General features: G+C 50.7%; 18 protein-coding genes. 11 read left to right on the top strand and 7 right to left on the bottom strand.

Translation table 11 applies throughout. From position 1 onward, the window contains the following. Window positions 1-223 precede the first annotated feature (223 nt). The 4 genes from sucC (at window position 224) to hypB (ending at window position 3557) form a co-directional block, all read left to right on the top strand. Entirely contained in the window at window positions 224-1387 is a 1164-nt protein-coding gene (sucC, locus tag RBT11_20025) for an ADP-forming succinate--CoA ligase subunit beta (GenBank protein ID MDX9789074.1), read from the top strand. Window positions 1388-1417: 30 nt separating this feature from the next. Next, window positions 1418-2290, top strand: coding sequence for a succinate--CoA ligase subunit alpha (gene sucD, locus RBT11_20020; GenBank protein ID MDX9789073.1), 873 nt, complete (start codon window positions 1418-1420; stop codon window positions 2288-2290). A 179-nt stretch (window positions 2291-2469) separates the two neighbouring features. After that, a complete protein-coding gene (gene hypA / locus RBT11_20015) occupies window positions 2470-2817 on the top strand; it encodes a hydrogenase maturation nickel metallochaperone HypA (protein MDX9789072.1) in 348 nt (115 codons plus the stop codon). A gap of 65 nt (window positions 2818-2882) precedes the next feature. After that, window positions 2883-3557 carry a hydrogenase nickel incorporation protein HypB gene (gene hypB, locus RBT11_20010; protein ID MDX9789071.1) on the top strand — a complete coding sequence of 225 codons (675 nt, stop codon included), beginning with the start codon at window positions 2883-2885 and terminating at the stop codon, window positions 3555-3557. 81 nt (window positions 3558-3638) lie between these two features. Here the strand turns inward: hypB and RBT11_20005 are convergent, their stop codons facing one another. After that, on the bottom strand, window positions 3639-4571 hold the full coding sequence (locus RBT11_20005) for a universal stress protein (protein MDX9789070.1): 933 nt from the start codon (window positions 4569-4571) through the stop codon (window positions 3639-3641). 361 nt (window positions 4572-4932) lie between these two features. Here RBT11_20005 and RBT11_20000 point away from each other — a divergent pair, with 361 nt between their 5' ends. Further along, complete coding sequence (locus RBT11_20000) at window positions 4933-5682, top strand: DUF4412 domain-containing protein (protein MDX9789069.1); 750 nt, start codon at window positions 4933-4935, stop codon at window positions 5680-5682. 122 nt (window positions 5683-5804) lie between these two features. Here RBT11_20000 and RBT11_19995 read toward each other — a convergent pair whose 3' ends face one another. Next, window positions 5805-8825: a hypothetical protein gene (locus tag RBT11_19995; protein MDX9789068.1), complete on the bottom strand. Its 3021-nt coding sequence runs from the start codon at window positions 8823-8825 to the stop codon at window positions 5805-5807. A 320-nt stretch (window positions 8826-9145) separates the two neighbouring features. Here RBT11_19995 and RBT11_19990 point away from each other — a divergent pair, with 320 nt between their 5' ends. From RBT11_19990 to RBT11_19980, 3 genes are all read left to right on the top strand, one after another. Continuing rightward, window positions 9146-10897 carry a PAS domain S-box protein gene (locus RBT11_19990; protein ID MDX9789067.1) on the top strand — a complete coding sequence of 584 codons (1752 nt, stop codon included), beginning with the start codon at window positions 9146-9148 and terminating at the stop codon, window positions 10895-10897. 93 nt (window positions 10898-10990) lie between these two features. Then, window positions 10991-11374 carry a hotdog fold thioesterase gene (locus RBT11_19985; protein MDX9789066.1) on the top strand — a complete coding sequence of 128 codons (384 nt, stop codon included), beginning with the start codon at window positions 10991-10993 and terminating at the stop codon, window positions 11372-11374. A gap of 94 nt (window positions 11375-11468) precedes the next feature. Beyond that, entirely contained in the window at window positions 11469-13277 is a 1809-nt protein-coding gene (locus tag RBT11_19980; protein ID MDX9789065.1) for a DUF6178 family protein, read from the top strand. Between the two features lie 12 nt (window positions 13278-13289). On the opposite strand, the gene RBT11_19975 is transcribed toward RBT11_19980, so the two are convergent. Beyond that, window positions 13290-14840 carry an ASKHA domain-containing protein gene (locus RBT11_19975; GenBank protein MDX9789064.1) on the bottom strand — a complete coding sequence of 517 codons (1551 nt, stop codon included), beginning with the start codon at window positions 14838-14840 and terminating at the stop codon, window positions 13290-13292. A gap of 361 nt (window positions 14841-15201) precedes the next feature. Between RBT11_19975 and RBT11_19970 the strand changes: the two genes are divergently transcribed. Next, window positions 15202-17442, top strand: a complete 2241-nt coding sequence (locus tag RBT11_19970) for a hypothetical protein (protein MDX9789063.1) — start codon at window positions 15202-15204, stop codon at window positions 17440-17442. A gap of 4 nt (window positions 17443-17446) precedes the next feature. Here RBT11_19970 and RBT11_19965 read toward each other — a convergent pair whose 3' ends face one another. The 4 genes from RBT11_19965 to RBT11_19950 are packed head-to-tail and all read right to left on the bottom strand — an operon-like array spanning window position 17447 to window position 20766. Further along, window positions 17447-18193 carry an NAD-dependent deacylase gene (locus tag RBT11_19965; protein ID MDX9789062.1) on the bottom strand — a complete coding sequence of 249 codons (747 nt, stop codon included), beginning with the start codon at window positions 18191-18193 and terminating at the stop codon, window positions 17447-17449. Window positions 18194-18230: 37 nt separating this feature from the next. Beyond that, window positions 18231-19070 (bottom strand): MBL fold metallo-hydrolase, encoded by an 840-nt coding sequence (locus RBT11_19960; protein MDX9789061.1) that lies wholly within the window; start codon window positions 19068-19070, stop codon window positions 18231-18233. A gap of 46 nt (window positions 19071-19116) precedes the next feature. After that, window positions 19117-19995, bottom strand: coding sequence for a 50S ribosomal protein L11 methyltransferase (locus RBT11_19955; GenBank protein MDX9789060.1), 879 nt, complete (start codon window positions 19993-19995; stop codon window positions 19117-19119). Between the two features lie 21 nt (window positions 19996-20016). Beyond that, window positions 20017-20766 carry an AAA family ATPase gene (locus tag RBT11_19950; GenBank protein MDX9789059.1) on the bottom strand — a complete coding sequence of 250 codons (750 nt, stop codon included), beginning with the start codon at window positions 20764-20766 and terminating at the stop codon, window positions 20017-20019. Between the two features lie 370 nt (window positions 20767-21136). Here RBT11_19950 and RBT11_19945 point away from each other — a divergent pair, with 370 nt between their 5' ends. Both RBT11_19945 and RBT11_19940 read left to right on the top strand, forming a co-directional pair. Continuing rightward, window positions 21137-22834 (top strand): AarF/ABC1/UbiB kinase family protein, encoded by a 1698-nt coding sequence (locus RBT11_19945; GenBank protein ID MDX9789058.1) that lies wholly within the window; start codon window positions 21137-21139, stop codon window positions 22832-22834. Between the two features lie 136 nt (window positions 22835-22970). Next, window positions 22971-23573 carry a polyhydroxyalkanoate synthesis regulator DNA-binding domain-containing protein gene (locus RBT11_19940; protein ID MDX9789057.1) on the top strand — a complete coding sequence of 201 codons (603 nt, stop codon included), beginning with the start codon at window positions 22971-22973 and terminating at the stop codon, window positions 23571-23573. The last annotated feature ends 318 nt before the right edge of the window (window positions 23574-23891 follow it).

The following is a 23891-nucleotide window of genomic DNA, read 5'->3' as shown; positions in this document are numbered from 1 at the left end:
GCTTGAAAAGCGTGGTGCAAATGCCTGAAAACGCCTCCTTTTATGTGCAAGGCGTTCTTGCGGGTGCTCGCCGGATTTTTTCCAAAACCATTACGCTCATTGAAAGTTCAAATCCCGAGCACCAACGGCTGGCCGTCTCATACCAGTGGCGTTACTCGTATTCCGTGGTAAATTAAGAACCTTTTTATTTACATAATGTTCATCGACTCATAGAGAGGACAATATGAAAATTCATGAGTATCAGGCAAAAGAATTATTTAGAAAGTACAACATTGCGGTACCCAAAGGCGCCGTGGCCAGTACGCCCGTGGAAGCGGTCAAAGTGGCCGACACCCTGGGCGGCTATCCGGTGGTGGTAAAGGCCCAGATCCATGCCGGCGGCCGAGGAAAAGGCGGCGGTGTTGTTCTGGCAAAATCTGAAAATGAGGTCTCCAAAGCCGCTGGTAGAATTTTAGGCATGAAGCTGATTACGGCGCAAACCGGACCGGAAGGCCAAGAGGTCAAAAAAGTACTGGTGGAGCAGGGACTTGATATCGCCAAGGAGCTTTATCTGGGCATTCTACCGGATCGGGCGTCCGGCAAGAATATCATTATGGTATCCGAAGCCGGCGGAATGAATATCGAAGAGATTGCTGAAACAACACCGGAAAAAATCGTCAAGATCTATCTGCATTCAGCGGTTGGACTGCAGCCCTTTCATTGCCGGCGAGCGGCGTACGGGCTTAATTTGGCGCCAACCGAGATAAAGCCTTTTATGACCTTGCTTGCGCAGGTGTATTCTGTTTTTGAAGATTACGATTGCGGGCTTCTCGAAATCAATCCACTGGTTGTGACAAAGCGGGGCGATATGGTTGTTTTGGATGCCAAGGTGACTTTTGATGACAGCGCCCTGTTTCGTCATGGGGATATCGTCGAATACCGGGATCCGGACGAGGAAGATCCTCTGGAAGTGGAAGCATCCAAATACAACATCAACTATATCCGGCTGGACGGCAATGTGGGCAACATGGTCAACGGGGCTGGGCTTGCAATGGCCACCATGGATATCATCAAACAGGCCGGAGCCAGGCCCGCCAATTTTCTCGATGTCGGCGGCGGCGCCAGTGCCGAGATGGTGGAGAACGGCTTTCGTATTATTCTAAGCGATAAAAATGTGAAGGCGATTTTGATAAATATTTTTGGCGGCATTCTTCGATGTGATGTGTTGGCCAATGGTGTGGTAAAGGCTGCCCGGGAGATCGGCGTCAAGATTCCTGTTGTGATTCGCATGGAAGGCACCAACGTGGAGGAGGGCCGAAAAATACTGGCCGAATCGGGATTGGACCTGATTACGGCGGTTGATTTGACCGACGCGGCCAAGAAGGTGGCTGAATTGGTGGCCGAATAACACAAAAATACTTCCATCATGAGGTAAAAAATGAGCATTTTTGTAGATAAAAACACGAGGGTGTTGGTCCAGGGCATTACCGGAAGAGAAGGGCAATTTCATACGCGCCAATGCGTAGCCTATGGGACCAACGTTGTGGCGGGTGTGACGCCCGGAAAGGGTGGGCAATGGGTGGACAGGGTTCCGATCTTTAATACGGTCCATGAAGCCGTCCAGAAGACCGATGCGAATTGTTCCCTGATTTTTGTTCCACCGCCTTTTGCAGCCGATGCCATCATGGAGGCGGCCGATTCCGATATGGAGTTGATTGTTGCCATTACAGAGGGCATTCCCATTATGGACCTGATGAAGGCAAAGGGGTTGGTGGACAGCCGGCAGAGCCGATTGATCGGGCCCAATAGTCCGGGAATTATTACGCCCGGGCAATGCAAGGTGGGCATCATGCCCGCCGCGATCCATCTGCCCGGCGGGCCGGTCGGCGTGATTTCACGCTCCGGCACCCTGACCTATGAGGTGGTGCATCAGCTCACGAAAGTTGGCCTCGGGCAGACGACCTGCGTGGGGATCGGTGGAGATCCGGTCTGCGGAACCACGTTTATTGATTGCCTTCGGGCGTTTGAAATGGACGAGGAGACCAAGGGCATTGTCATGGTGGGTGAAATCGGGGCTACGGCTGAAGAAAAGGCCGCCGCTTTTGTCAAGGCCCATGTGACCAAACCGGTGGTCGGATTTGTGGCGGGCTTTACGGCGCCGCCGGGACGCAGAATGGGCCATGCCGGCGCCATTATCAGCGGGGCCAGCGGCACGGCTCAGGCCAAGGTGGACGCCATGCGGGCCGGGGGCATTCATGTCTGTGAAAACCTAGGTAAATTGGGTGAACTTTGCCTTGATGTTTTTAAATAAGCGCCGCTTTCGTCTATGCTGTCTCTTTCGTGCACGTGAACGGGGGGCGTTAACGGAACAGGGAAAGGCTTGCCAAGCAACCGCCGCATCGATATAACGAAAACAAACGTTCGGACCACTTTCAAAAGACTCGAACAAGATTTACTGATGCAACGGCCCCAAACGGATAAGGAACTACCATGCACGAAATGGGTATTGCCATGCAGATTATCGAAATCGCCGCCGCCGCCATCCCTAAAGGCGCACCCAAAGGGTGTGTCAAGCGGGTAAATATAAAGGTTGGCAAACTCTCCGCAGTGGTGCCGCAAAGTCTGACGTTCTGCTTTGACATTGCCAGCAAGGACTCGGCTCTTGCCGGCGCGAAACTGGTGATCGAAGAAATTCCGGTGAAGGCCCGGTGCAATGTGTGCCAAAACGAATGGACCATCAATGAAGCGGTTTTTACCTGTCCCGCCTGTAACAGTGGCGACATAAAGCTTATTTCGGGGCAAGAACTCAATATTGAGTCGATTGAAACGGCCGATTAGGCTGCCCGCGCGCGATGGCGAGGTGTTGCGGTAGATTCGGCTGAAAAAAATCATGAGGGCAAGTTATGGAAATCAAGGTGGTGAAAAAGGTCTTGGACGTTAATGATACCATGGCCATGCAAAACCGGGAGGTATTCAAAAAGGCGGGCGTTTTTGTGTTAAATATGATGAGCTCTCCGGGATCCGGAAAAACCACCCTGCTGGAAAAAACATTGGTACGCTTGATGCCGAAAATGAATAGCGCGGTGATCGTGGGCGATATTTGTACCAGCAACGATGCCGACCGGCTGGCGCGGTCTGGCGCACCCGTGGTTCAGGTCAATACGGACGAGTTCGGCGGGGATTGTCATCTGGCGGCCCATGTTATCGGAAAGGCGGCGGAAAATTTTAATTTGAATGAGTTGGACCTGTTGATCGTCGAGAACGTGGGAAACCTGGTTTGCCCGGCTGAATTCGATATCGGCGAGGATGCCCGCGTGGTGGTGCTGAGCGTCACTGAAGGGGAAGATAAACCGGTAAAGTACCCCCTTATGTTCCGCGAGTGCAACGCGGCGTTGTTGAATAAGATCGACTTGCTGCCACATCTTGACGGTTACGACAAAAATGCCGCAGTGGCCTATATTCACCAGGTTCATCCCGGGATGCCCGTGTTTGAGGTTTCGGCTAAAACCGAAGCGGGATTTGAGCCCTGGCTTGAATGGCTGGCCGACCGTGCCAAAGAAAAGGCGTTGAAAGCTTAATAGAAACCATGGCCGCGATTCGGTGAGTGGCCTACCCTCCCCGAATCACTGCCATGGCATCTCTTGCAACATTTCGGTTTTTCAGGCGATCCACACGGCCATGTTCTGCGCCATACTGAGCACCTTGGTGCTGACACGCCCAAGAACAAATTCTTCCACCATGCTCAGGCCGCGCCGGCCGACCACAATCGTTCCCATACCGGCCCCTGTGGCATTTTTTACCAGTTTGCTTGCCCGGCTGACTTCCTCATCCAGTATCTGAACAAAAACCTCACTGGGATGAAACCCGGCATTTACCAAACGGTTTTCTGCGGCTTGCATCTGCGGCAGGATATCTTTTTTGGCTTGATCCACCCATTCGTGCTCATCGTCCGGCGTGAAGAAAAATTCGCCGGCTAAATGCAGGTTCAGCCGGCGAATAACATGGCATAGCGTGACGGAACAGTTTGCCGGATCAATCATTGTGGAGACCACGGAAACCGCTCTATTGGCGCCTTCCGAACCGTCAAACCCCACCAATACTTTTTTGGGGGAGGGGTCTCCGCCGACCACCACGATAGGTATATGCGGGGTTTTGCCGACCAACTTGTTGGCCACGCTGCCGAGGACAAAATCTTTTATTCTACTGATACCGGTGCGGCCTACAACGACGGCATCATAGCCGTTTAACGATTCTTGAAGAATATCTCTGGCGATTCCCACCTTTTTGGGCTGAATATGAATGCTAACGGCTTTATCTGGAAAGTCGGCTTTCATTAACACGTCCTTTGCTTTCGACATGAACGCGTCTAAGTCTCTTTTGGTTTGGCTTTCCCAGGCACTGATGGAAAGCATGGTTGATCGAAAAGCGGCTTCTTTTCTTAAGTCCAGAAAGGACTCGGGGACACTGGCCCTAACACTGAACAGGACCACCTCGACCCTGCCGGCGGAAAACGCGCCGCCTATATACCGAACCGCATTAAGGGATTGATCGGAGCCGTCAGCTGCCATTAGTATTTTTAATTTTTTATCCATAAATTCCTCCTTTCGGATTTGAGAAAAAAAGAAACTTGCCCGGCGCCTTTTCGCGCGGAACCCCCATTGGATCATTTTTAGTCTATACCAATACAAGAATCATACCATAGTTGAATTTTATATCTATCTGTTTTAAATACTATTATTGGCACAAAGGCGGCGAGGAGGATATCGTTGCCCGTCGGTGTTTTTTCCAGCGTGTAAATCAAGGCGGGAAATGGGGCGCCTGTCATTCATTGCCGGTTTTCCATATTGACCCGCTCCCGGTTTTCCTGCATAGTTTCTCGGAAGAATAAGGAAATATCGTGAAAATTTCTTTTACCGGTGGAATAAAAATTCCTTCCATCAAAAGGAGATGGCTATGTTTCGTAAATTTCATGGCAAGGCGTTATGTTATTTGTTTTTAGCAATGCTCATTGTTGCCATCGGATCAATCGCACATGCGGGAAAGATCACCGCCTTTACGGCAGACCAGGTGCATTCCGATGCGACCGGAAAGGTGATCAGTTCCGGAAAGATGTATGTCGCACCCGGAAAAATGCGCATGGATGGCATGTCCGGGGCCGAGGAAGGCCGGAAGTTATCCATGATTATTCTTACGGATGAAAAGCGGCAGGCGACGTTAAACACCGAAAAAAAGCTCTATTTTGAAGGGCCGTTGACTGATGAGACAATGATGAGCGGTATGATGAAGGATATGAAAGCCAACAGCAATGAAAAGGTGTTGGGCACGGAAGATGTCGGCGGGTTTACCTGCACCAAGAGGGAAGTGACGACAAGCGTTGAATTTATGGGGATGAAAACAGTTTCTAAACAAACGGTGTGGGTGACTGACAAATTGGACATGCCGATTCGAACCCGAATGCAAGACGGCAGCACCACGGAACTCAAAAACATTGTTAAAGGCACGCCCGCCGGAAAATATTTTAACATTCCCGAAGACTATAAAAAAGTGTCCAGCATGATGGCCGTGATGGGAATGGAGATGTCAAATGAGGACATGGATGAGGACACGCAAGCAGCGCAAGATGCCGCCGAAAGGGTGCCTTTTAAGCTGCCCGAGGGAATGCCGAAAGAAATGAAAGACTTTAAATTCCCCGCCGGAAATTAGGCCCTTTATCAGAAACATGCACGAAAAAGCGTGTGTCATTGGAAAAGGTTGTTAGCGGCCAAGCATTCCAGCCGCCCAGCTTCCGGCTTTGCCGGTTTAGGCGCATCATCAGATAGTGTGGCTCACAACCCCAACTGTTTGATGTCCTCCAGATACCCGGGGTACCGGGAAAGATAGAAGGATAAGGGCTTGGGAAAGTTGTTGCCGAAGATGCCGTCGATGAAAAGCTGGCTGATTTCCCGATGTCGCTGAAGTGAAAATTGCGAACTGACCAGAATGTGGCGTTCGTCTTCGGTGAGGGTGGCAAATAATTTCGCCAGGGCGCTTCGGGCGCGGGGTTGATACATCCAGAAATAAAGAAAATCCAGCGCATGAAGCATAATGATGTGCTCCAATTCAGCGGCTTCCGACTTCGCGGATTTTTTTGGTGCGGCAGTGGTTTCCAGAAGCTTGAATGTCTTCATGTCGGGAAAGAGCAGCTCCAGCTCTGCGTATACATTCAGCATGTCGTTGAATTTTTGCCGATAGTCCCGCAGTCGCGCACGGATGTTAGCATATCGGTCAGCAAGGCCCTCAATAATGCCGGCCACAAAATCAGAAGCGGTTTTGGAAATGATGGCGGCCCATTTCTGCAGCACGCTGCTTGGATCGACCACGTCGAACATGGGCAGCAATATGCCCAGAAAGGAATTCAACGCAACAGCGATGGGAATGGATAATATGCTTCGAAGCAGGTTGCCGTAGGCCGCAGCTTTCGGCAGTCCCCGAAGGATATTGTGCGTAAAGAGGTAAATGCCGTTGGCGATGGCCATAAAGGTGTATAGCAGCACGGCATGATTGGCCGTGGTGATGCCGAAGCCGGAATCGAGTATGACGGTTTTTACCAGGTAATCGAGCAATGGGACGGAAAATCCCGTATACAGCAGGGAATCGGTGAGCCGGTCCCAACTGATATAGTTATTCCACCGCAGCAAGGGCGACCGCCGGAATCCGCCGCCGCCCAGTACCGATTGAATGATGTTTCGAATGCCCGTGATGCCGAACCAGATAAATGCGCCCAAATACGCCAGCACCCACCAGTCCTTGGTCAGGGCGAACGTGGCGAACGCGGGAATGAACCCGAGCAGCACCTTAAGCGCATTCTTGATTCGAGTATTCAAATACTTCCAGGATAATCCGGGTTTCTTATGGGTATGAATTTTTTTCTCGAGGGAATACCCGGCGACTTCCTGCTTTCGAATCCCCCCGAGGGTGACGATATTTCCGATTTGCGCCATTTTGGTGGCCGAAGATTCCACCTGCCAGCTCTTTTGGCAGCTAAAGCCGATCCAGTTAAAAAAGGGCGCCATCAGGGCAAACCGGTATAGCAGGGGATGAATCGGCGGGTCGGTTCGGTACGGAATATAGGTGCTGGTCGGATACGCGTTGATACGCAGGGGAAGCACTTTTCTGATATGTTCCGAGCGGCGCCAATGAATTTCCCGCTGCGCCCGCAGGGGCAGGGTTTCCTTGATCGCAAATCCCATGCCGTAGGCCTTAAAGGAACGCCCTGTCGAGTCACTGCCGATGCGCGATTTGAGCGGGGTTTCCTGGTAAAAGAGTTTCAGGCTCGGCAGATCGTGCAAAATGGTCGTGAGTTTAGCGATCCGGTCCGCTTTGTCGGGATAATCAGCCGATTCGACCTGTGAAATAATCCCCCTTACCATGTGTTTTAGGGAAATAAGGCTTTCATGATTGACGGCTTGCTGAAGACGGTTGATATCGGGAAGATGATCGGTAATTCCCTCCGTGTAATCCTTTAAATTAAATATTTCCAGCCGGGTGATGCCCCCTTCGCAGTCATAGAGAAGTTCCAACACCTCATCGACCTTGAGATTCGTCAGGTTCAGTGTGATACGATACCCGGATCGCAAGGCCGCTAACCGATTCAACACCTCGGGTGCGGAAAGCCGCATCAGTTCCGGAAGATTCTTCTCCTCGTGCGGTACTTCCGGGAAAACGATTTCCGGATTATTGTCAGGAGTCAGATAAGATTTAATCGTGGCCTCGATGTCCAGGGTATTCATGGTCTGAATATAGTCATCGATTTCTTTTCGGCGTGACGCGTCGGCAGTGCCATAGGCAGTGCTCAATGTGTCAAGCTTGATCTGCAGCGCGTCCACCATCAGGTTTTGAATGTACTCCGACAGGTGCACTTTTGATTTCTGACCGGCACCGACAAATTTTAAAAAGGCCGCTTCATCAATAGCGGGTAAAACCAAATCATAAGCGGCATTGATTTTTTGACGATAGGTCACATTGAATTTTTTCAGCAGTTCCATCACATGACGTTGCTGATATTCGGAAGCTTCCCGGCCCTGGTCCATGAGCGTCATGACATGCGGCTCGGCCAAAAAGCAAAGAAAATCCTGAGTATCCGCAAACCCGCGGGGCACCCAGATGAGTTGAACATATTTATCCCGGTACCGGCCGTAAAATTCGATGCCGACTCGAATATCGATGCCCATAATTTTTGCCGCGCTGAAAAGTTCGGCGGCGAACCGCGGCTCGATATAATTATAGTGAATGACCCGTAACCGGCGAATGCCTTTGATCCAGGCATCCATGACGAGATGGGTCGGGGTTTTGCGACCCTTGGTGTTGGCATCGTGCACATGGTCGTCAAAGGTGAGTTGATTCCACTCCTCGGGCATTTCAAGCAGGCGAAACCGTCGAAGCTTGCGCCGCACAATGCGGGGTTTTCCAAATGCGGCGATTCTGAAATCATGAGCGAGGGTCAATTGGCGATGATAGTCCCCATGCGCCCGCACAAGCTCTTTCATCAGCTGCAGCAACACGCGGGCCGTGTTTTTGGGCATGGGACCGCCGGTGGTGTCAATGGCTTCCGCGCGCAACATTTGCAGCGCATTGATTCGATCCTCCATCGCGCCGACTTCCAGGGAGTTGAGCAGGTGTGCAACGGCATAGGCAATTCGAAGCCCTTTGGATTCGGTCATCGTCTTAATGCCGTTCGGGTGAAAAACCGAGTAATACCGCTTTCGGGCGAATTCCCGACGGTTTCCCTGCCCGTGAATCTCATTGACAATCTTGATCAGCTCGTGATCCCGCTTGTCAAAAAGTATTGGCGACGAATAGCTTCTCATTGATGTGAACCCCGGCGGTTTTTTTTACCGATGTATATTTTTTTTGTTATTAAGCACGAATTAAAAGGAAAAAGCAAACGGATATCTCTTCGTAGGCCGCGGCACCGTGTAGAAAGAGGATCCGATTCCAGCCGTGTCAAACTCACCTGATAGGGACCTGATTGGCACTCAAAGCCTTCTGGCTTTTTGAGCGTACCTGAGTTATCTTGATACGTAACGCGGTGCCACGGATCGGCTGGATTTTTGGCTTTTTCACAGCCTGTAAAGGAAACTTCGAAAAGCCATTGGTGAGGGTTGCTGAATGCGAGGAACAAGAAACAATGCCTGATGAAGAGAATATCAATCCGGTTTCCCGTGATATTGACATGCAAAAGCAACTGGAAATTTTTCAGGGGCTCTATGATCTTTCCCTGGCGATGATCGCCGAGCGAAGCCTGGACGAAAACCTGACCCTGATCGTTGAAAAAAGCCGACGCCTTCTGGGAACCGATACTGCCTTTATCGCACTTCACGATGAAAAGACCGATGAGTTGTGCTGGCATATCTCCTCCGGGCTGGTTACCAATGCCTTTAAACACCTGCGGGTGCCCATGGGAACGGGGTTGGCCGGCCGGGTCGCACAAAATGGTAAGTATTACGTGGTGGAAGATTATTATGCGGAAACAGGACCCGAGTTTCACGATGTGGCCCGCGGGGAAGGCCTCCTTTCCGGCATCGCTGTGCCGGTTCAGATCGGAAAGACCAATTTCGGCGTTCTCTTTGCGTTTAACCGAACCAAAACGAAGTTCACCAAGACCGATCTGGATGCCCTGAATCTCTTTGGAAATCTTGCGGCCGTGGAGATTACGAGAAAGCGCGCCCTTGACCGGATCAAGGAGGGAGAGAAGCAATACCGGCGGCTTTACGAAACCGCAGAGCGAAGCAAAGCGCTTTACCAGAGTTTTTTAAATGCATCCATTGACGCCGTCTGTATTTTCGATCTCTCCGGCCGTGTCTTATACGTCAGTCCCTCTTTTACCCGAATATTCGGCTGGACAGAAGAAGAACTCAACAGCGGACGGGCCCGCTTCGTCCCCGATTCGGAGCGAGCGCTTGCCAAAGATCTTCAGCACCGGATTTTAGAGCGTGGGGATATGGTTGACGGGCTGGAAATAAAGCGCAATGCAAAGGACGGCTCCGCTATCGATGTGCGGATCAGCGCCGCGCGGTATCGGGATCATAACGGGGATGCCGCTGGGGTATTTGTTATTTATCGCGATATTACCTCCTTTAAATCCCTGGAGCGTGCCAGGCAACGGGCCGTTCATCTGCTTTCCCATGAGTTGTTGACCCCTCTGAGCATCATCGAAGCCAATATCAAATCGCTGGAAAAGCCAGGCCTTTCCGATGAGGTTTGGAAGAAAAAGACCAGCAGAATACAGGCTAATTTAAATCGCCTCAAAGACTTGCAGCTCATCGTGCGCGAGATTGTGGATACGCCCACCTACCGGCCTTCTCCGCTGCGGTTGGGGTCTTTCATCAACAATACGGTTCGGTTGCTTGAAAAGGAATGTGCGCTCCGGAAGATACTCTTTACTTATCGGCTAGAATCCGTCGGCATGATCGTTTTCGATCAGCGAATTCTTGAACTGATGCTCAGAACGCTTATCAAAAACGCGGTGGAAAACACACCCGATGAAGGCGAAATCGTCATTTCTCTGAAACGCCAAGACGGCGATGTCTTTCTGGAAGTAATGGATTACGGCGTGGGCATTCCGGCGCGGGACCGCGAGTTTATTTTTAAGGCGTTTCACCACACCCGGCATACGGCGCTGTATGCAACCCGAAAGCCTTTTGTCTTTAACGCGGGCGGCAAAGGCCTGGAGTTGATGCGGCTTAAAATTTTGTCCGAGGAAGGCGCTTTTGACATTCATTTTACTAGCGAGCGATGCCGATTTCTTCCGGGTAGCAGTGATAAATGCTGCGGCCGGATTTCCGAATGCGCATTCATCAAAAGCGCGGATGAATGCCGACGCTCGGGCCGAACCACTTTTCAGGTGCGCATTCATGCCGCTGCGCATGCACCCGATTAAACCGATAGAGTCTTTCTCTGATTTTCGAATCACAAAGATCGGCGAGCCTGGAGATGCCGTGAACAAAAATGAAACCTATGGAAAGGAATCCCCATGCCAACACTTCTGGAGCAGATTAAAAGTGATCCGTACGCTGCGTTTCTGGGCATTCAAGTCCACCAAGCCGGGCCGGGCCATGCCTCCTGTTCCTTAACCATCACCAAAGACATGCTTAATTTCATGGGCCTGGTGCACGGCGGGCTGATTTTCAGCCTGGCTGATGTGGCTTTTTCCGCCGCGTCCAACAGTGATCATTTGCCGTCTTATGCGTTGGATGTAAGCGGCTCTTTTTTAAAGACCGCTCAAGTGGGCGATATTATCGTGGCTGAGGCCTCACTGGTGCACACCACGAGGCGAACCGGCGTCTATCGAATGAATATCCTCAGGGGAAACGAGTTGCTCGCTACGTTCAACGGAACGGTTTTCAGGAAAGTCTAACAGATGACCATGATTGACAACCGTGAAGCGGAGTTATAATAAGTAAGCCATCATTTCACACTGAATCGAAACAAACCGGAGAACTTTTTTTTGAATGCACACCATGAAGGATGAAAACAGCAACGCCGGCGACATGGTCGGCAATCAACTTCTTGAGCTTCAACGGCAACGCGCCGCGCTGGCCGCATTGCCGGGTGAAAAGGCGATCAATTATATTTTAGAGGCACGCAACCCCGCAGCGCTGGTCCATTCCCTGCCCGAGGAGGATTTCCATTTTTTGATCCATGATATCGGGCCGGAAGATGCCCTTCCGATTCTTGCGTTGGCTACGGATACGCAGCTTGAATACATTCTGGACATCGAGGGATGGCGTCAGGATCGAATTCAAATACCGGTGCTAACAAAATGGCTGACGCTGATGATGCAGGCCCACCCCCAGCGCCTCGTGGCTTGGCTGGTGGAACAACAGCCGGATCTGATGGATTTTTTCCTGCATAAGAACATTCAGGTTCTTATTCGCGAGCATGATCAGGATCCGTCAGATTTCGGGGATGATTTTTTTACCTTGGACGATGTGGTGTATGTCCGTATTCTTCCGGATCGGTACCCGGCCGATTTCGATGAAAGCGATCCGGATGAGGCGGATGAAGAAGGAGAAACGCGCCGAACCGCCTTTTTGCAACGATTGCTTGCTCGGGTGGCGGATTATGATCATGTGTTATATCAGCAAATTCTGATGAACGCCGCCGGGCTATTGCCGGTGGAAGCCGAGGAATCCCTCTATCGACTGAAAAATGTCCGGCTGGCGGAAAAAGGGTTTTTGCCCTTTGACGAGGCCGTTGGCATTTATCAACCGCTTGATCCGAAAGCGCTTTATCACCAATCGCCCAAAACCTTCGAGCCGGTGACTGAAGCGGGAATGCAGATGACCGTACCGCAATATACCTCCGGCATGCTTCCGGAAAAAACCGCTTTCACCGACGCCCTTCGGCTCATCGATTCCGAACTAAGGCTGCAACAAATTCAGATTGAGTTTGCCGGCTTAAGCAACCAGTTGATTGCCGCTGACCAGCGGTTGATTCAGGACAGAAGCGTATTGCGGGAAATTGTCAGAAAGGCCTGCGGGTATCTGAGCATCGGGATTGAAGCGCTCTTTAACCTGAAACAAAAACCGGACCAAGCGTCCATGTCCGCCCATGGGGCAGCCTTGATCAAGCGGTTTCCCCTTGCACAGATTTTCAGGGTCGGCTATGGCCGGGTGCTTCAGCTTAAATGGAAAGTTCTGCGCTGGCAAAAAAATGCCCAATATGTCGCGGCCGGGTTGCCCCTGAGCTTCTGGGGGGAAACATGGATGGGCGTGCTGGGTGGTCTGATGATAAAAAAGCCCCTTTTTTTCGACAACTATCAAACCGGCACCTTATACCGCGAGTTTGAAACGATTGAAGAAGTCCGGATTACAGATCAAACCATTGAACAAATCATGGTCATTGACGAACTGCTTTCTCATCTGCCGGTTCAGCTTCACCGGCGCAAGGATCAGTTGCTGACGTATAAGAACCTGATGCTGACGGCCTGGGCGCACCATCATTTGAATGCTTCCCGAAAAACAAACGGTCCAAAAGCGCCGGCTTCGCTGACACAAAAGGAATTTCATCGGTTTTTTATCGAGCTTTTCGGAATTATGGAAAAGGCGCATTCCCCGGCCCCCCGAAAAACACCCCTTGCCATGAAAACATCCTTTCTCAACTGGCTGTCAACCACAACCGGACAAAGCGCCCTGAATATTACCGATCGAATAGGGCCCAGTCTCGATGCGCTTTTTGAAGAAGTTGACGACGAGCTTGGAATGGTAGCGCCCAAGGACATAGATCCTCGATTTGTCACCCTTTTTCTTATAAAATAAGTTTTTGCCGGCTTATTCGCCATGGCGCCGAACCGAAGGAAATCGGCTTCGGTCCGTATGCGGCAAAAACTTTGCGGCGGAAAACCGGTTCATGAACTCCTGATTGACATTTAGTTCCAGATACGTCACCCGATCCCGAATCTGATCGATTTCGGCGATACAATCCGAGGTCAGCATTCGGGTCGCTCCTCCCAGGGAACTGTTGCCGAGGGACCGATAGTGATTCAACGGCAAATCCGGCAACATGCCGATCGTGACCGCGGAAGCCGGATTGATAAAGGAGCCGAAGGTGCCGGCGACATACACCGTTGCAAGGCTATCCAGTTCGATGCCCACGGTTCCGGAAAGGGTTCGTAAAATCGTATACATGGCCGCCTTGGAACGAACGAGGCTGTCGAAATCCGCCTGGGAAATGGTCAAATCCTCACCGGTGGCCGATGCGTCCGCAGGAACCACCACCAGGTACTGCATCTCGTCTTTTTCCTTCAAGCGCTTGCCGCAACGATCGGGAACCAATTTTCCCCGAATATCCAAAAACCCGGCCAGAAATAATTGCGCGGCAAGATCAATCAGCCCGGAACCACAAATCCCCCTGGCGGGGGCATCATCTATGGTACGAATCTCAAATTCCCCGGTATTCGCCTGAATGGCCACCCGGTCAATCACGCCCGGACCCGCCATCATGCCCATGCGGGTCACGCCCCCTTCAAGGGCAGGCCCGGCCGCACCAGCACACGCAATCAGCCAGTTCTTGTCGCCGAGAACGACTTCGGCGTTCGTTCCGACATCCAACAGAAGCGCAGGTGCTTCGGCCCGGTGCAATCCGGCGTAAAGAATACCGGCGATCAAGTCCCCGCCGAAGTAGCTTCCCACATTCGGGAAAATAAATACTCTCGCGGCAGGGTGAATGGCCAGGCCCAACGCTCCGGCTGAAACCACCCCCGGACTGTTAACCACCGGAATATACGGTTCGCGAATCATCCATCTGGGATTGAGCCCCAGAAACAGATGGGTCATAGCGGTGTTGCCGGCCAGACTAACAGCGTAAATAGTATCCGGCGATATTCCGGCGACTCGGCACATGCTGTTGATTCGATCATTTAACCCATCCATGATTAAGCGGTGCAGTTGCACCGCACCGGTATCGGTGTCCGCATGGTGCACTCGGGTCAATATATCCGGGCCAATAGCGATTTGCGGATTGTCGAACGCCGATTCCGCCAGAATTTGCGCACTTGTCAACGCCATCAGGCGAAGCACCACCCTGGAAGTTCCCAAATCCACCGCTAACCCGACAACCGGTTGATTTCCTCCGGTCGCTTTTATGTCGATTAGAATATATTCATGCCGGTCTTTAAAGAGGATGCAGTCCACTTGATTTTCGTATTGTCGCAACCGCTGCGGCAGACACCGCAGAAGGGCCAAGTCCATCTTGACTTGATCGGTTTGCAATGCCGACCTCAATTCGTTGATCAACCGTTCCGCGTCCGCGGTGTTATTTTGAAGAGAGGGAGCCTGAAGAGAAACCGAGGTTACCCAGCGAGATACTGTCGTTTTGTTCATTGAATGCATCCCATTGCATGGATTGTTATTCGTTTGTATTCCTGAACCGGCAAAGCCGGAAGCGGGGCGACCGGGCTGCTTGGCGGCCAACGACCTTCTCCAGAATTATGCGCGTTTTTTTGGGCATGTTTCTGATAAAGGGTTTATGCCCTTATACCGGACAGAGCGTAAAATAAAAGCCAACTGAATGTATTTGCTAAAAAATATTCAATGCGCTACATAGAGGCCCGTATAGATTTCATTTCAGTTTTGCGCTCCTATAGCCGATTAGATTTGAGAAAGCCTTGAGGGCACTGGCCTTTCCAAGTAATTCGGTCTGGTCCCGTTTGTAGCCATCAGATTGCTTTCGGAATATTTGCCTATGACACAATTGTCTGGAAATTCGCCGCACAAGGCCACAGCGGAGAGCGCATCGTTTGCGTTATACACCTTTACGATAAGCTTTGACCGGCTTATCCCCGGCGTAGACAACCTCCGCCATGATGTTTATCTGAGCCCCGTCCTGTGCGCCGCCGCCAAAAAAGTCGTTCGCACCGCCATGGCAAAATATGCGCAAGCTGAAGACATCCTGAATATAAAGATTAGCCCCACCGCGGTCAAGGAAAGAGAGGCGTTTAAGCGCATTTGTGGCGAAATTCTTCAAGAAGCCGTCCATATAGCCAAATCGCGGGGTGAAATTCAGATCGATTATTTAAGTCAGGCTGCCGTTTTTAAACTGATCATCGAAACGAATCTGGATCAATATACTGAAATTGTTGAAAATTTTCAGCGCAGAATCCTGGCCGGTGAGCGAGCGGTCCAAAAAGATGTAAAGGAAATCGTTCGGCTCAAAGAGAGATTATCCGCCCTTCGTGAAAATCGGTCTGCTATTATCCGTCAGTCCGGATTGGAGCTATTTCAATATGTGTTGGAGGTACACCGGGACGTGCTCGTTCCGCTGCGCACCGTCAGTTTCGGGAAAGAGACCCTTTTCCCCAACGATATCTTTTTAAATCCGATGCTGCACGCAACATTCCCCCCCGACGATAAGATGATGCTTGAAACATACACGCTGTTGGGGCGGCGCATTGAAGACCCAGACCGTTATGACAGCCTCTTGTCACTGATAAAGGATCTTGTCCGTGAAACACTCCCGACGAGCGATCACACCGATCAATCCCTTGACCAATGGCTCAAACAAGCGGACAACCTGGCTCGGCTGACGGACGCCTCCGTTACCCGAAAGACGATGAAAAAACTTAAAAAAGAGGGGGGGCATCGCGAAGCGCGCGACGCCTTGAAACAACTGGCCCGAACGCAAGAGCAACACCTTCGTATCTTTTTTCGACAATTTCGCCGGGCCAAGCTGATCAAGCGAATTTGCGCAGCCTATCAGATGTTGCCGATTTGTTCAAATTATTGTCCGCCGTTACAGCCCAGGCAAGTGCTCCAATTCTTAACGGAGAGAAAAACCCGCCGCTTTTTAACAGGGCAACTTAAAGCGTATGGAAAAATTTATGGAAAGGTTATTTCGTTAGGACCGCTTCGGCAAAAAGCCCGGGAACTGAATAGAATGCTCAAACCCCGGAAACAGATGGCCCTACTTCGATTTTTCGACGATTTTTCACGATACCATCGAGATGAGGGCAATTACCATCTCCTCTCGGAAGCCATGGGACAAATTCATTTAATTACCGATTCGAAAACACTTGATCTGTCACGGGCAAACAAAACTCTGTTTGAATTTCTATTGCCCCATGAACGCGCACCTGAGGAAAAGCCGATTATTCATCATGTCATCCTGAAGGCGGACGTTCGAGGTGCGACGGACTTGGCCCATCGAATGATTGAGCGACGGCTGAACCCGGCATCTTTTTTCAGTTTAAATTTTTTTGAGCCGATCTCCGCCGTATTATCCCGGTATGGGGCAAGCAAGGTCTTTATCGAAGGCGATGCGGTGATTCTTTCCATTCTTGAGCATGAGGCCGAGCCCTCCGAATGGTACGCCGTGGCTCGGGCTTGCGGGTTGGCGGTACAAATCCTGATGATCATCGAGCGATACAATCAGCGAAGCCGGCAAAACGAGCTGCCGGTACTGGAAGTCGGTTGCGGTATTAGCTATTTGGCAAAGCCGCCCGCATTTCTATTTGACGGGGACAGTCGCATCATGATTTCACAGGCCATTAATCATGCGGACCGAATGTCCAGCTGCACGCGGACCTTGCGAAACCTCAAAGGGATGAAAGCCGGCCCGTTTCATTTACGCGTGCTGCAGACCGCCAGCGAAAAAGAACAGGCAAAAACACGGGACGATCTTTGCATTCGATACAATGTGAACGGCATCGAACTGAATGCAGCCGGTTTTGAAAAACTAGCCAAAGAGATCAAGCTCAAGGCTATCGAATACACCCTTCCGGGCCCCGGGAAATTGAAAACCGTTCTGTATACCGGAAAATTTCCAACCGTGACCGGGCAGTACCAGCGGCTCATCGTACGAGAGGCCCGTATTCCCGAAGTTTCGATGGACTCGCTTCGTTTTCTCGGTTGGACGCATAGACGGTATTACGAGGTCTGCACCCACCCGGATTTGTTTGCCCATGTAAGGTCCAAGGGGGATGATTAATCACCTATCGCACTCGCGCCACCGCTGCCACCAACCGCGGCAATAGCTCGCCGGCTGATCCCTGCAAAAACACATCGGTCACCCGGTGTGTCAGCGGCGTTCTATCTGGGTTTATTTCAATGATTTTGGCGCCGGATTCCTTGGCCGTTTCAGGAATCATGGCAGCCGGTTGCACCACTGCCGAGGTGCCGACCACCAGCATCACCTCGCATTGGGTGCTCAGTTGATGCGCCTTTTTCATGGCCTCCGCGGGAATCATTTCGCCGAAAAAAACGCATTCCGGGCGAAAAATTCCGCCGCAGTGACACCGCGGCGGCAGCACCGCCAAATCCAGTTCGCTGGTTTGCAGCCGCCGTTCACAGGACATGCACCGGTGCCGGGCAAAACTGCCATGGAATTCGATTACCTCCGTGTTACCGGACCGCTGATGAAGTCCGTCAACATTTTGGGTGATAACCGCTTTCAGTAGCCCGAGGTCTTCGAGTTTCGCCAACCCCTTGTGACCGTTATTGGGTTCCGCCTTATTCAGGGTTTGAACCAGGGGAAAAAGAAATTCCTTCCAAATTTTATCCGGGTGCTTTCGGTAACTGTCGATGTGCGCATATTCAAAGGGGTCAAACTTCTCCCAAACGCCGCCCCGCCCTCTAAAAGGCGCAATACCACTTTCCACCGAAATTCCCGCACCGGTCAACGCAATGGTTACGCGGGATATCGCCAGTAAATCGGCCGCCTGAGAAAGGTTCGTACCCATTGAGTTTCCCCTTTTTGATGGATGGTCTCGTAAAAACTCAAATTTTAAATCTCATACCACACCCCACCGCCAGACAATCAAATCCATAACCGTTTTTTTGAATATCCTGGCTGACGGTATTCATGAGGCGGTCCAGCTGTTGGTCCGATCGTTCCTGGTTCAAATGAAAAAACCCCAGCGTTTTGACACCGGCGCTTCTGGCCAGTTCCAATGCGTCGGTGTATACCGAGTGCCCCCAACCGGCGGTTAGTTGATATTCTTGCGGCGTAAATTCGGCATCGTGAAAAAGAAGATCGGCGCCGGCGGCAAAATCGATATAGGCTTCTATGGAAAGTCCGTGTGGATGGATATAATTGAGTTCATTATCTGTTAAAAAAACGAATGTCTTTCCATCCTCTATAAACTTGTATCCAAAGCCGTTATTGGGATGACTGATGGGTATGGGAATCACCTGAAGGGCGCCAACGGAAAAAGCGCTTGCCGGAGTGCGTCTGTATTCAATCCGGGCTTCGATATGATCGAAGGAAACCGGAAAATGGGGTGGCGCCATGGTGTCGGCCAGAACGCGCCGAATCCCTTTTATCGAAAAAGGTCCCGAGTGCAAAACGATCGTCACCTCTTTTGAAAAAAGCGGCCTGAAAAAGGGAAATCCGATCACATGATCCCAGTGGGCATGCGTGAACAACAGATGGAATGAATTTCTTTTGTTTTCATAAAGGTGGTAGCCGAGTCTGCGAATACCGGTACCCGCATCCACGATGAGGGTGTCGCCGGTTTTGGTTACAATCTCAACACAGGTGGTGTCGCCACCATATTTGATATAATCTTTTCCGGAAACCGAAATGGAACCTCTAGACCCCCAGCACGTGATGATCATAATGGTTTTTATCCTTAACGCTTTTCAGCCTCCCGGCTTCAAGCTTTCAGTTTCCGGCATTGCCGAATCTGGTCGCAGTGCCTAAAAAGGTGTGCCAAATTCCGTCGCTGGACCATTCCTGTAAAATGGTCACCGGCGCCCGACATAAAAAGTCCCGAACCGCCTTTGCCTCGCTTCTCATCAGACCCGACAGAATAAAGCGCTTTTTGGTTAAAAATCCCGCGGAACGAATCAATTGCTGCATAATTTCAAAATGAATATTCGCAATCAGCAGATCCGCGGGTAAATCAATAAAATCTTCCGCTCTGCCCCGAATGACCAGAATTCGATCTTCCATATGATTCAGTCGTACGTTGTTTGAGGCGGTTTCGGCTGCCAGCGCATTGAGGTCCACTGCGAGGCATCGGCCACACCCGCTTTGGGTCGCCGCCAGGGCCAGAAGCCCGGTACCCGTGCCCAGATCCAACACGGAATCACAGCCGCCCGCGCACACGGCGATTTCAACCGCCTCCAGGCAGTCTCTCGTGGTCGCATGCGCGCCGGTGCCGAATACGACGCCAGGGTCAAGAATAATCGGCAGGCTCACTTCTGGAGCGCACCGGTCCGCAGCAGCAATCAACCAGGGCGGTCTCACATGAAATTTTCCTATACGCAACGCCGATGCGGCGGCCCCCTGCCATTCTTCATACCGCATATGAAAGCTATCCAGAAGGGCCAGCTCGGGCGATGCCTTTAACAACATCGCCACCTGCCCATTCGCCGGTTGCGAAAAAAATAGAAAAGAAAACCCGTCTTCTTCCCAATTGCCGAGAAAACCTGCAAGTGTGCGTTCAGCGCTTGCGGGGACTCGGCCCGACAAATAATAAATATAAAGTTCGCCGTATGGATTGCCGTGCGTATAATCCGCTGGATTTGCGCTGCTCATCTTTAATACACCCGGCGGTTACTATCCGATGATATTGTCGAATAAATGGTAGGCCGCCTTGACCGAAGGGCTTTCCTCTGGCATTTCCACGGTAGGACGTCCCTCGGAATCGAACTCGTATATCATCGGGTCCTCCGGTATAAGGCCGGCTAGCGTCAGCCCCTCGGCTTCAATCATTTCCATGGCACCGTGTGACAGCCCGTTTTTGGCCTGGTTTACCACCAAATAACTTTTTTTGAAGCCGATATTGAGTTGCTTTGCGAGCTGATAAATTCGAATTGCCGCCTGGAGACTTCTTCGGGAGGTATCCGAGACCAGCAGCAACACGTCCACATTCTGGGTGGTCAGCCGGCTGATATGCTCCATTCCGGCCTCGTTGTCCATTACCATATAGGGATAGTTGGCGGTCAGCGTTTCCAAAAACCTGCACAGCAGTGAATTGGCGGCACAATAGCAACCCGCACCTTCGGGTTGCCCCATCACAATCAAATCATAACCGTCCGCTTCAACTATTGCTTCCTCCATTTTCATGGACATGAAAATATCCTTGGTCATGCCACTGGGCACCTGACCTTTTTTCATCTCTTCCCGTGCGCCGCCCAAGGTGTCGTGAACCTCGACGCCCAAAACCTCATTAAAATTGGCGTTGGCATCCGCATCAACGGCTAATACAGGTGTTTTCCCTCTCGAAACCAAATACTTGACAAGCATACCGGCAAGGGTTGTTTTTCCGGTGCCGCCCTTTCCGGCCAGTGCAATTGAAAACGGCATTGAAATTATTTCCTTTCTTTTATTCCGCATTCGGCGTTTGGTGATCAACACAACCGCAACGCATAACGGATCATCATATTTTAGTTAACATAATATGTACGCGGTCAGTCGTCCGTCAAGTAACATTTATTGGCAAAAAATTAAAGCGGTTTAGCTGAACAACCCCTTTGGCAAGCACCCGACGCCGACGACGGACAGACGCAGGCTAAAACTTTCTCCATAATTATAGGGGGTATTATCCTTATCACGCTTATTTTCGTTGACACCAATCCGTTTACAGGGCAAAAACGTGTTATATTATATCGATTCAATAAGATATAAATTTTTCTTTAATCAATATGCCGATTGATTCATCATCGGGTGAGCGTTTATGCTGAGTATCAGAAAAATCGGGGGTATCGGTCGAACCTACCGCCATCTGAATCGCTACCGTCAGATTCTCTCCATTTTAATTAAATTTGGATTCGGAGATCTGATCGATCGGCTTGACCTGGAACAATATATCGATATCGGTATTCAAATCATCTCCCGGAAACAAAGAGATCGGGAGGAAAAGCGCACCCGAGCGGAACGGATGCGCTTGGCCGTGGAGGAATTGGGGCCGACCTACATCAAATTGGGCCAGATTCTCTCAACACGCCCCGATCTGTTGCCGGCAGACTTGGTCAGGGAGCTGTCCAAACTTCAGGATGAAATAGCACCGACCCCGTTTGATGCAATAAAAGAAATTATTGAATTCGACCTCAAGGTGCCGTTGACCGACATATTTTTGAATATTTCGGAAGTCGCCATCGCTTCGGCCTCCATCGGGCAAGTGCACAAAGGCACATTAAAAACAGGCGAAGAAGTGGCGGTCAAGGTTCAACGGCCAGGTATTCAGCGAACCATAGAAGTCGATTTGGAGATCATGCTTCATTTGGCGACCTTGATGGAACGACATATTGAGGAGATGGCCCAACACCGGCCCGTTAAAATTGTCGAGACCTATGCGCGTACCTTGTCAAAAGAAATCGATTATGCCGTTGAAGCCGCCAATATCGCTCGGTTTTCCAGAAATTTTAAGGATAATCCGACTGTTTATGTGCCGAAAGTCTATATCGAATTTTCCTCCTCTCACGTTCTTATCATGGAATATGTGGCGGGAATAAAGGTGTCTCACCTTGATCGATTGGACGCTGAAGGTCTGGACCGAAAGCTCATCGTGGCCCGTGGTGCCGATTTAATTTTTGAGCAGGTGCTGATTCACGGATTTTTCCATGCTGATCCGCATCCCGGAAATATTTTCGTTCTTCCGGATAATGTCATTTGCCTGCTCGATTTCGGCATGGTGGGCGTGGTCGACCGGGAAACCCGTGAGGAATTTGTCTATTTGATCGACAGCATTGTGCGGCATGACGAAACCCGAATTGTTCGCGCCTTGTTAAGGCTGACCGAATGGGAACATGAACCCGATTTGCGGCAATTTGAAAACGATATGGCCGATTTTATGGCGCAGCACCTTTTCAAGCCGCTCAAGGAAATTGAAGTCGGCAAATTCCTTCAGCAGATGCTCTCCGTGGCTTATCACCACCAACTGCGAATGGCGCCGGATACCTTTCTGATGATAAAAACCTTTACGACGCTGGAAGGGGTCGCCCGCCAGCTCGACCCCCAATTTGATCTTATGGCCCAGGCCGCGCCTTTTGTGATGAAAGTCCGCTTGGAAAAGTTATCCCCGAAACGGCTTATTTCGGAACTGTCGCGCCAGCTTTCGGATCTGACCGGTATTGTCGACAGACTTCCCAGGGAACTGCTGGAAATCATCCGTATGATTCGGCAACAACGATTGGGAATAAAAATTGAGCATCAGGGGCTCGAAGAGATTCTGTCCACTCACGACCAGATAAGCAACCGAATATCCTTTTCCATTATCATTGCAGCGCTGATCGTGGGTTCCGCCCTGATCGTTATCTCTAAAACCCCTCCGTTTATTTTCGGCATTTCGCTTATCGGCATCATCGGTTTTCTGGCGGCGGCCCTTATGGGCATTTGGCTTCTGATTGCCATCTTGAAAAAAGGAAGGTTATAACAGCCGATTTTGAAATGGGATCATCACCTCTCCCCGATTAAGACTTGACTAAATGACGCAACGCGTTATAGTCTGAATTAAAGAAATTCAGAAATCCCCCCATGATCTTTTATACCGTCGAAAGGAGTCTGAAACCATGCGAAAAATAAAAAAATATGCCAACAGAAAACTCTACGATACGATGGACAAACAATATATTTCCATGGAACAGCTCGCCGACTTGATTCGTTCCGGCGAGTCGGTCAGCATTCTGGACAATCAAACGGGTCAGGATATTACCGTTCAGATTCTGTCTCAATTGCTTTCCAAGGACAAACGGCAAAACGATAGCGAGGTGCTTACCGACCTATTGTCCCAAATGCTCAGACGCGGCGGCACGACGATTGCCGACTATGCCAAACGATATACGTCAAAATGGCAAGAAGCGGTTGTGACGGCAGAGGAGGAAATCGAGCGGATCGCGCGGCAACTGTTGAAGGACAAGGATTTGTCGGAAGGGGATGGCCAAAAGAAAAAAGAAGAAATAAAACAATATGTCGGCAAGCTCAAGGATTGGATCAGCGAAAAGGTTGACCAGCGGATCAATGATGTCCTCGGCATGATGAATCTTGCCTCCAAAGATCAGGTAAACCGGCTTGCCGGAGAAATGACCGCCATCGGAGCGCGGCTGGAGGCGATTGAGCGCCTGCTGAAGGGGCCGCAGCCGGAAAAAAAAGATCCAAAAGATGAAACGGATTAAAATCTGCCCATTGCACTTGCTTTCATTCCTGACGGGGGGTTAATAACATATGTTAGCAACAAATAGAAATGTCCGCTTTTGTAGCAAGTAAACTGTCCACTTTGCAATGTATATAGGAAACTAACCAAAGTAGCTGGGAAATCCCGTAGGCCCATAATATCCGGAGGGATTTTCCCAGCGGGCTACCCCCACGGGAGTCACGCTGCCATATCCACCCTTGAATTGATTAATACCCCTTTTTCATTATACTTTGACAACTTTCGCGGGCCATGAAAAACTGCCAAACTTCCATTCGGATAACGATGCACTCGAACCTGA

The sequence above is a fragment of the Desulfobacterales bacterium genome, from assembly GCA_034003325.1.
GTDB lineage: Bacteria > Desulfobacterota > Desulfobacteria > Desulfobacterales > JAFDDL01 > JAVEYW01.
The sequence above is the reverse complement of the archived record's forward strand: the minus strand, read 5'-3'. Positions and strand labels throughout refer to the sequence as shown.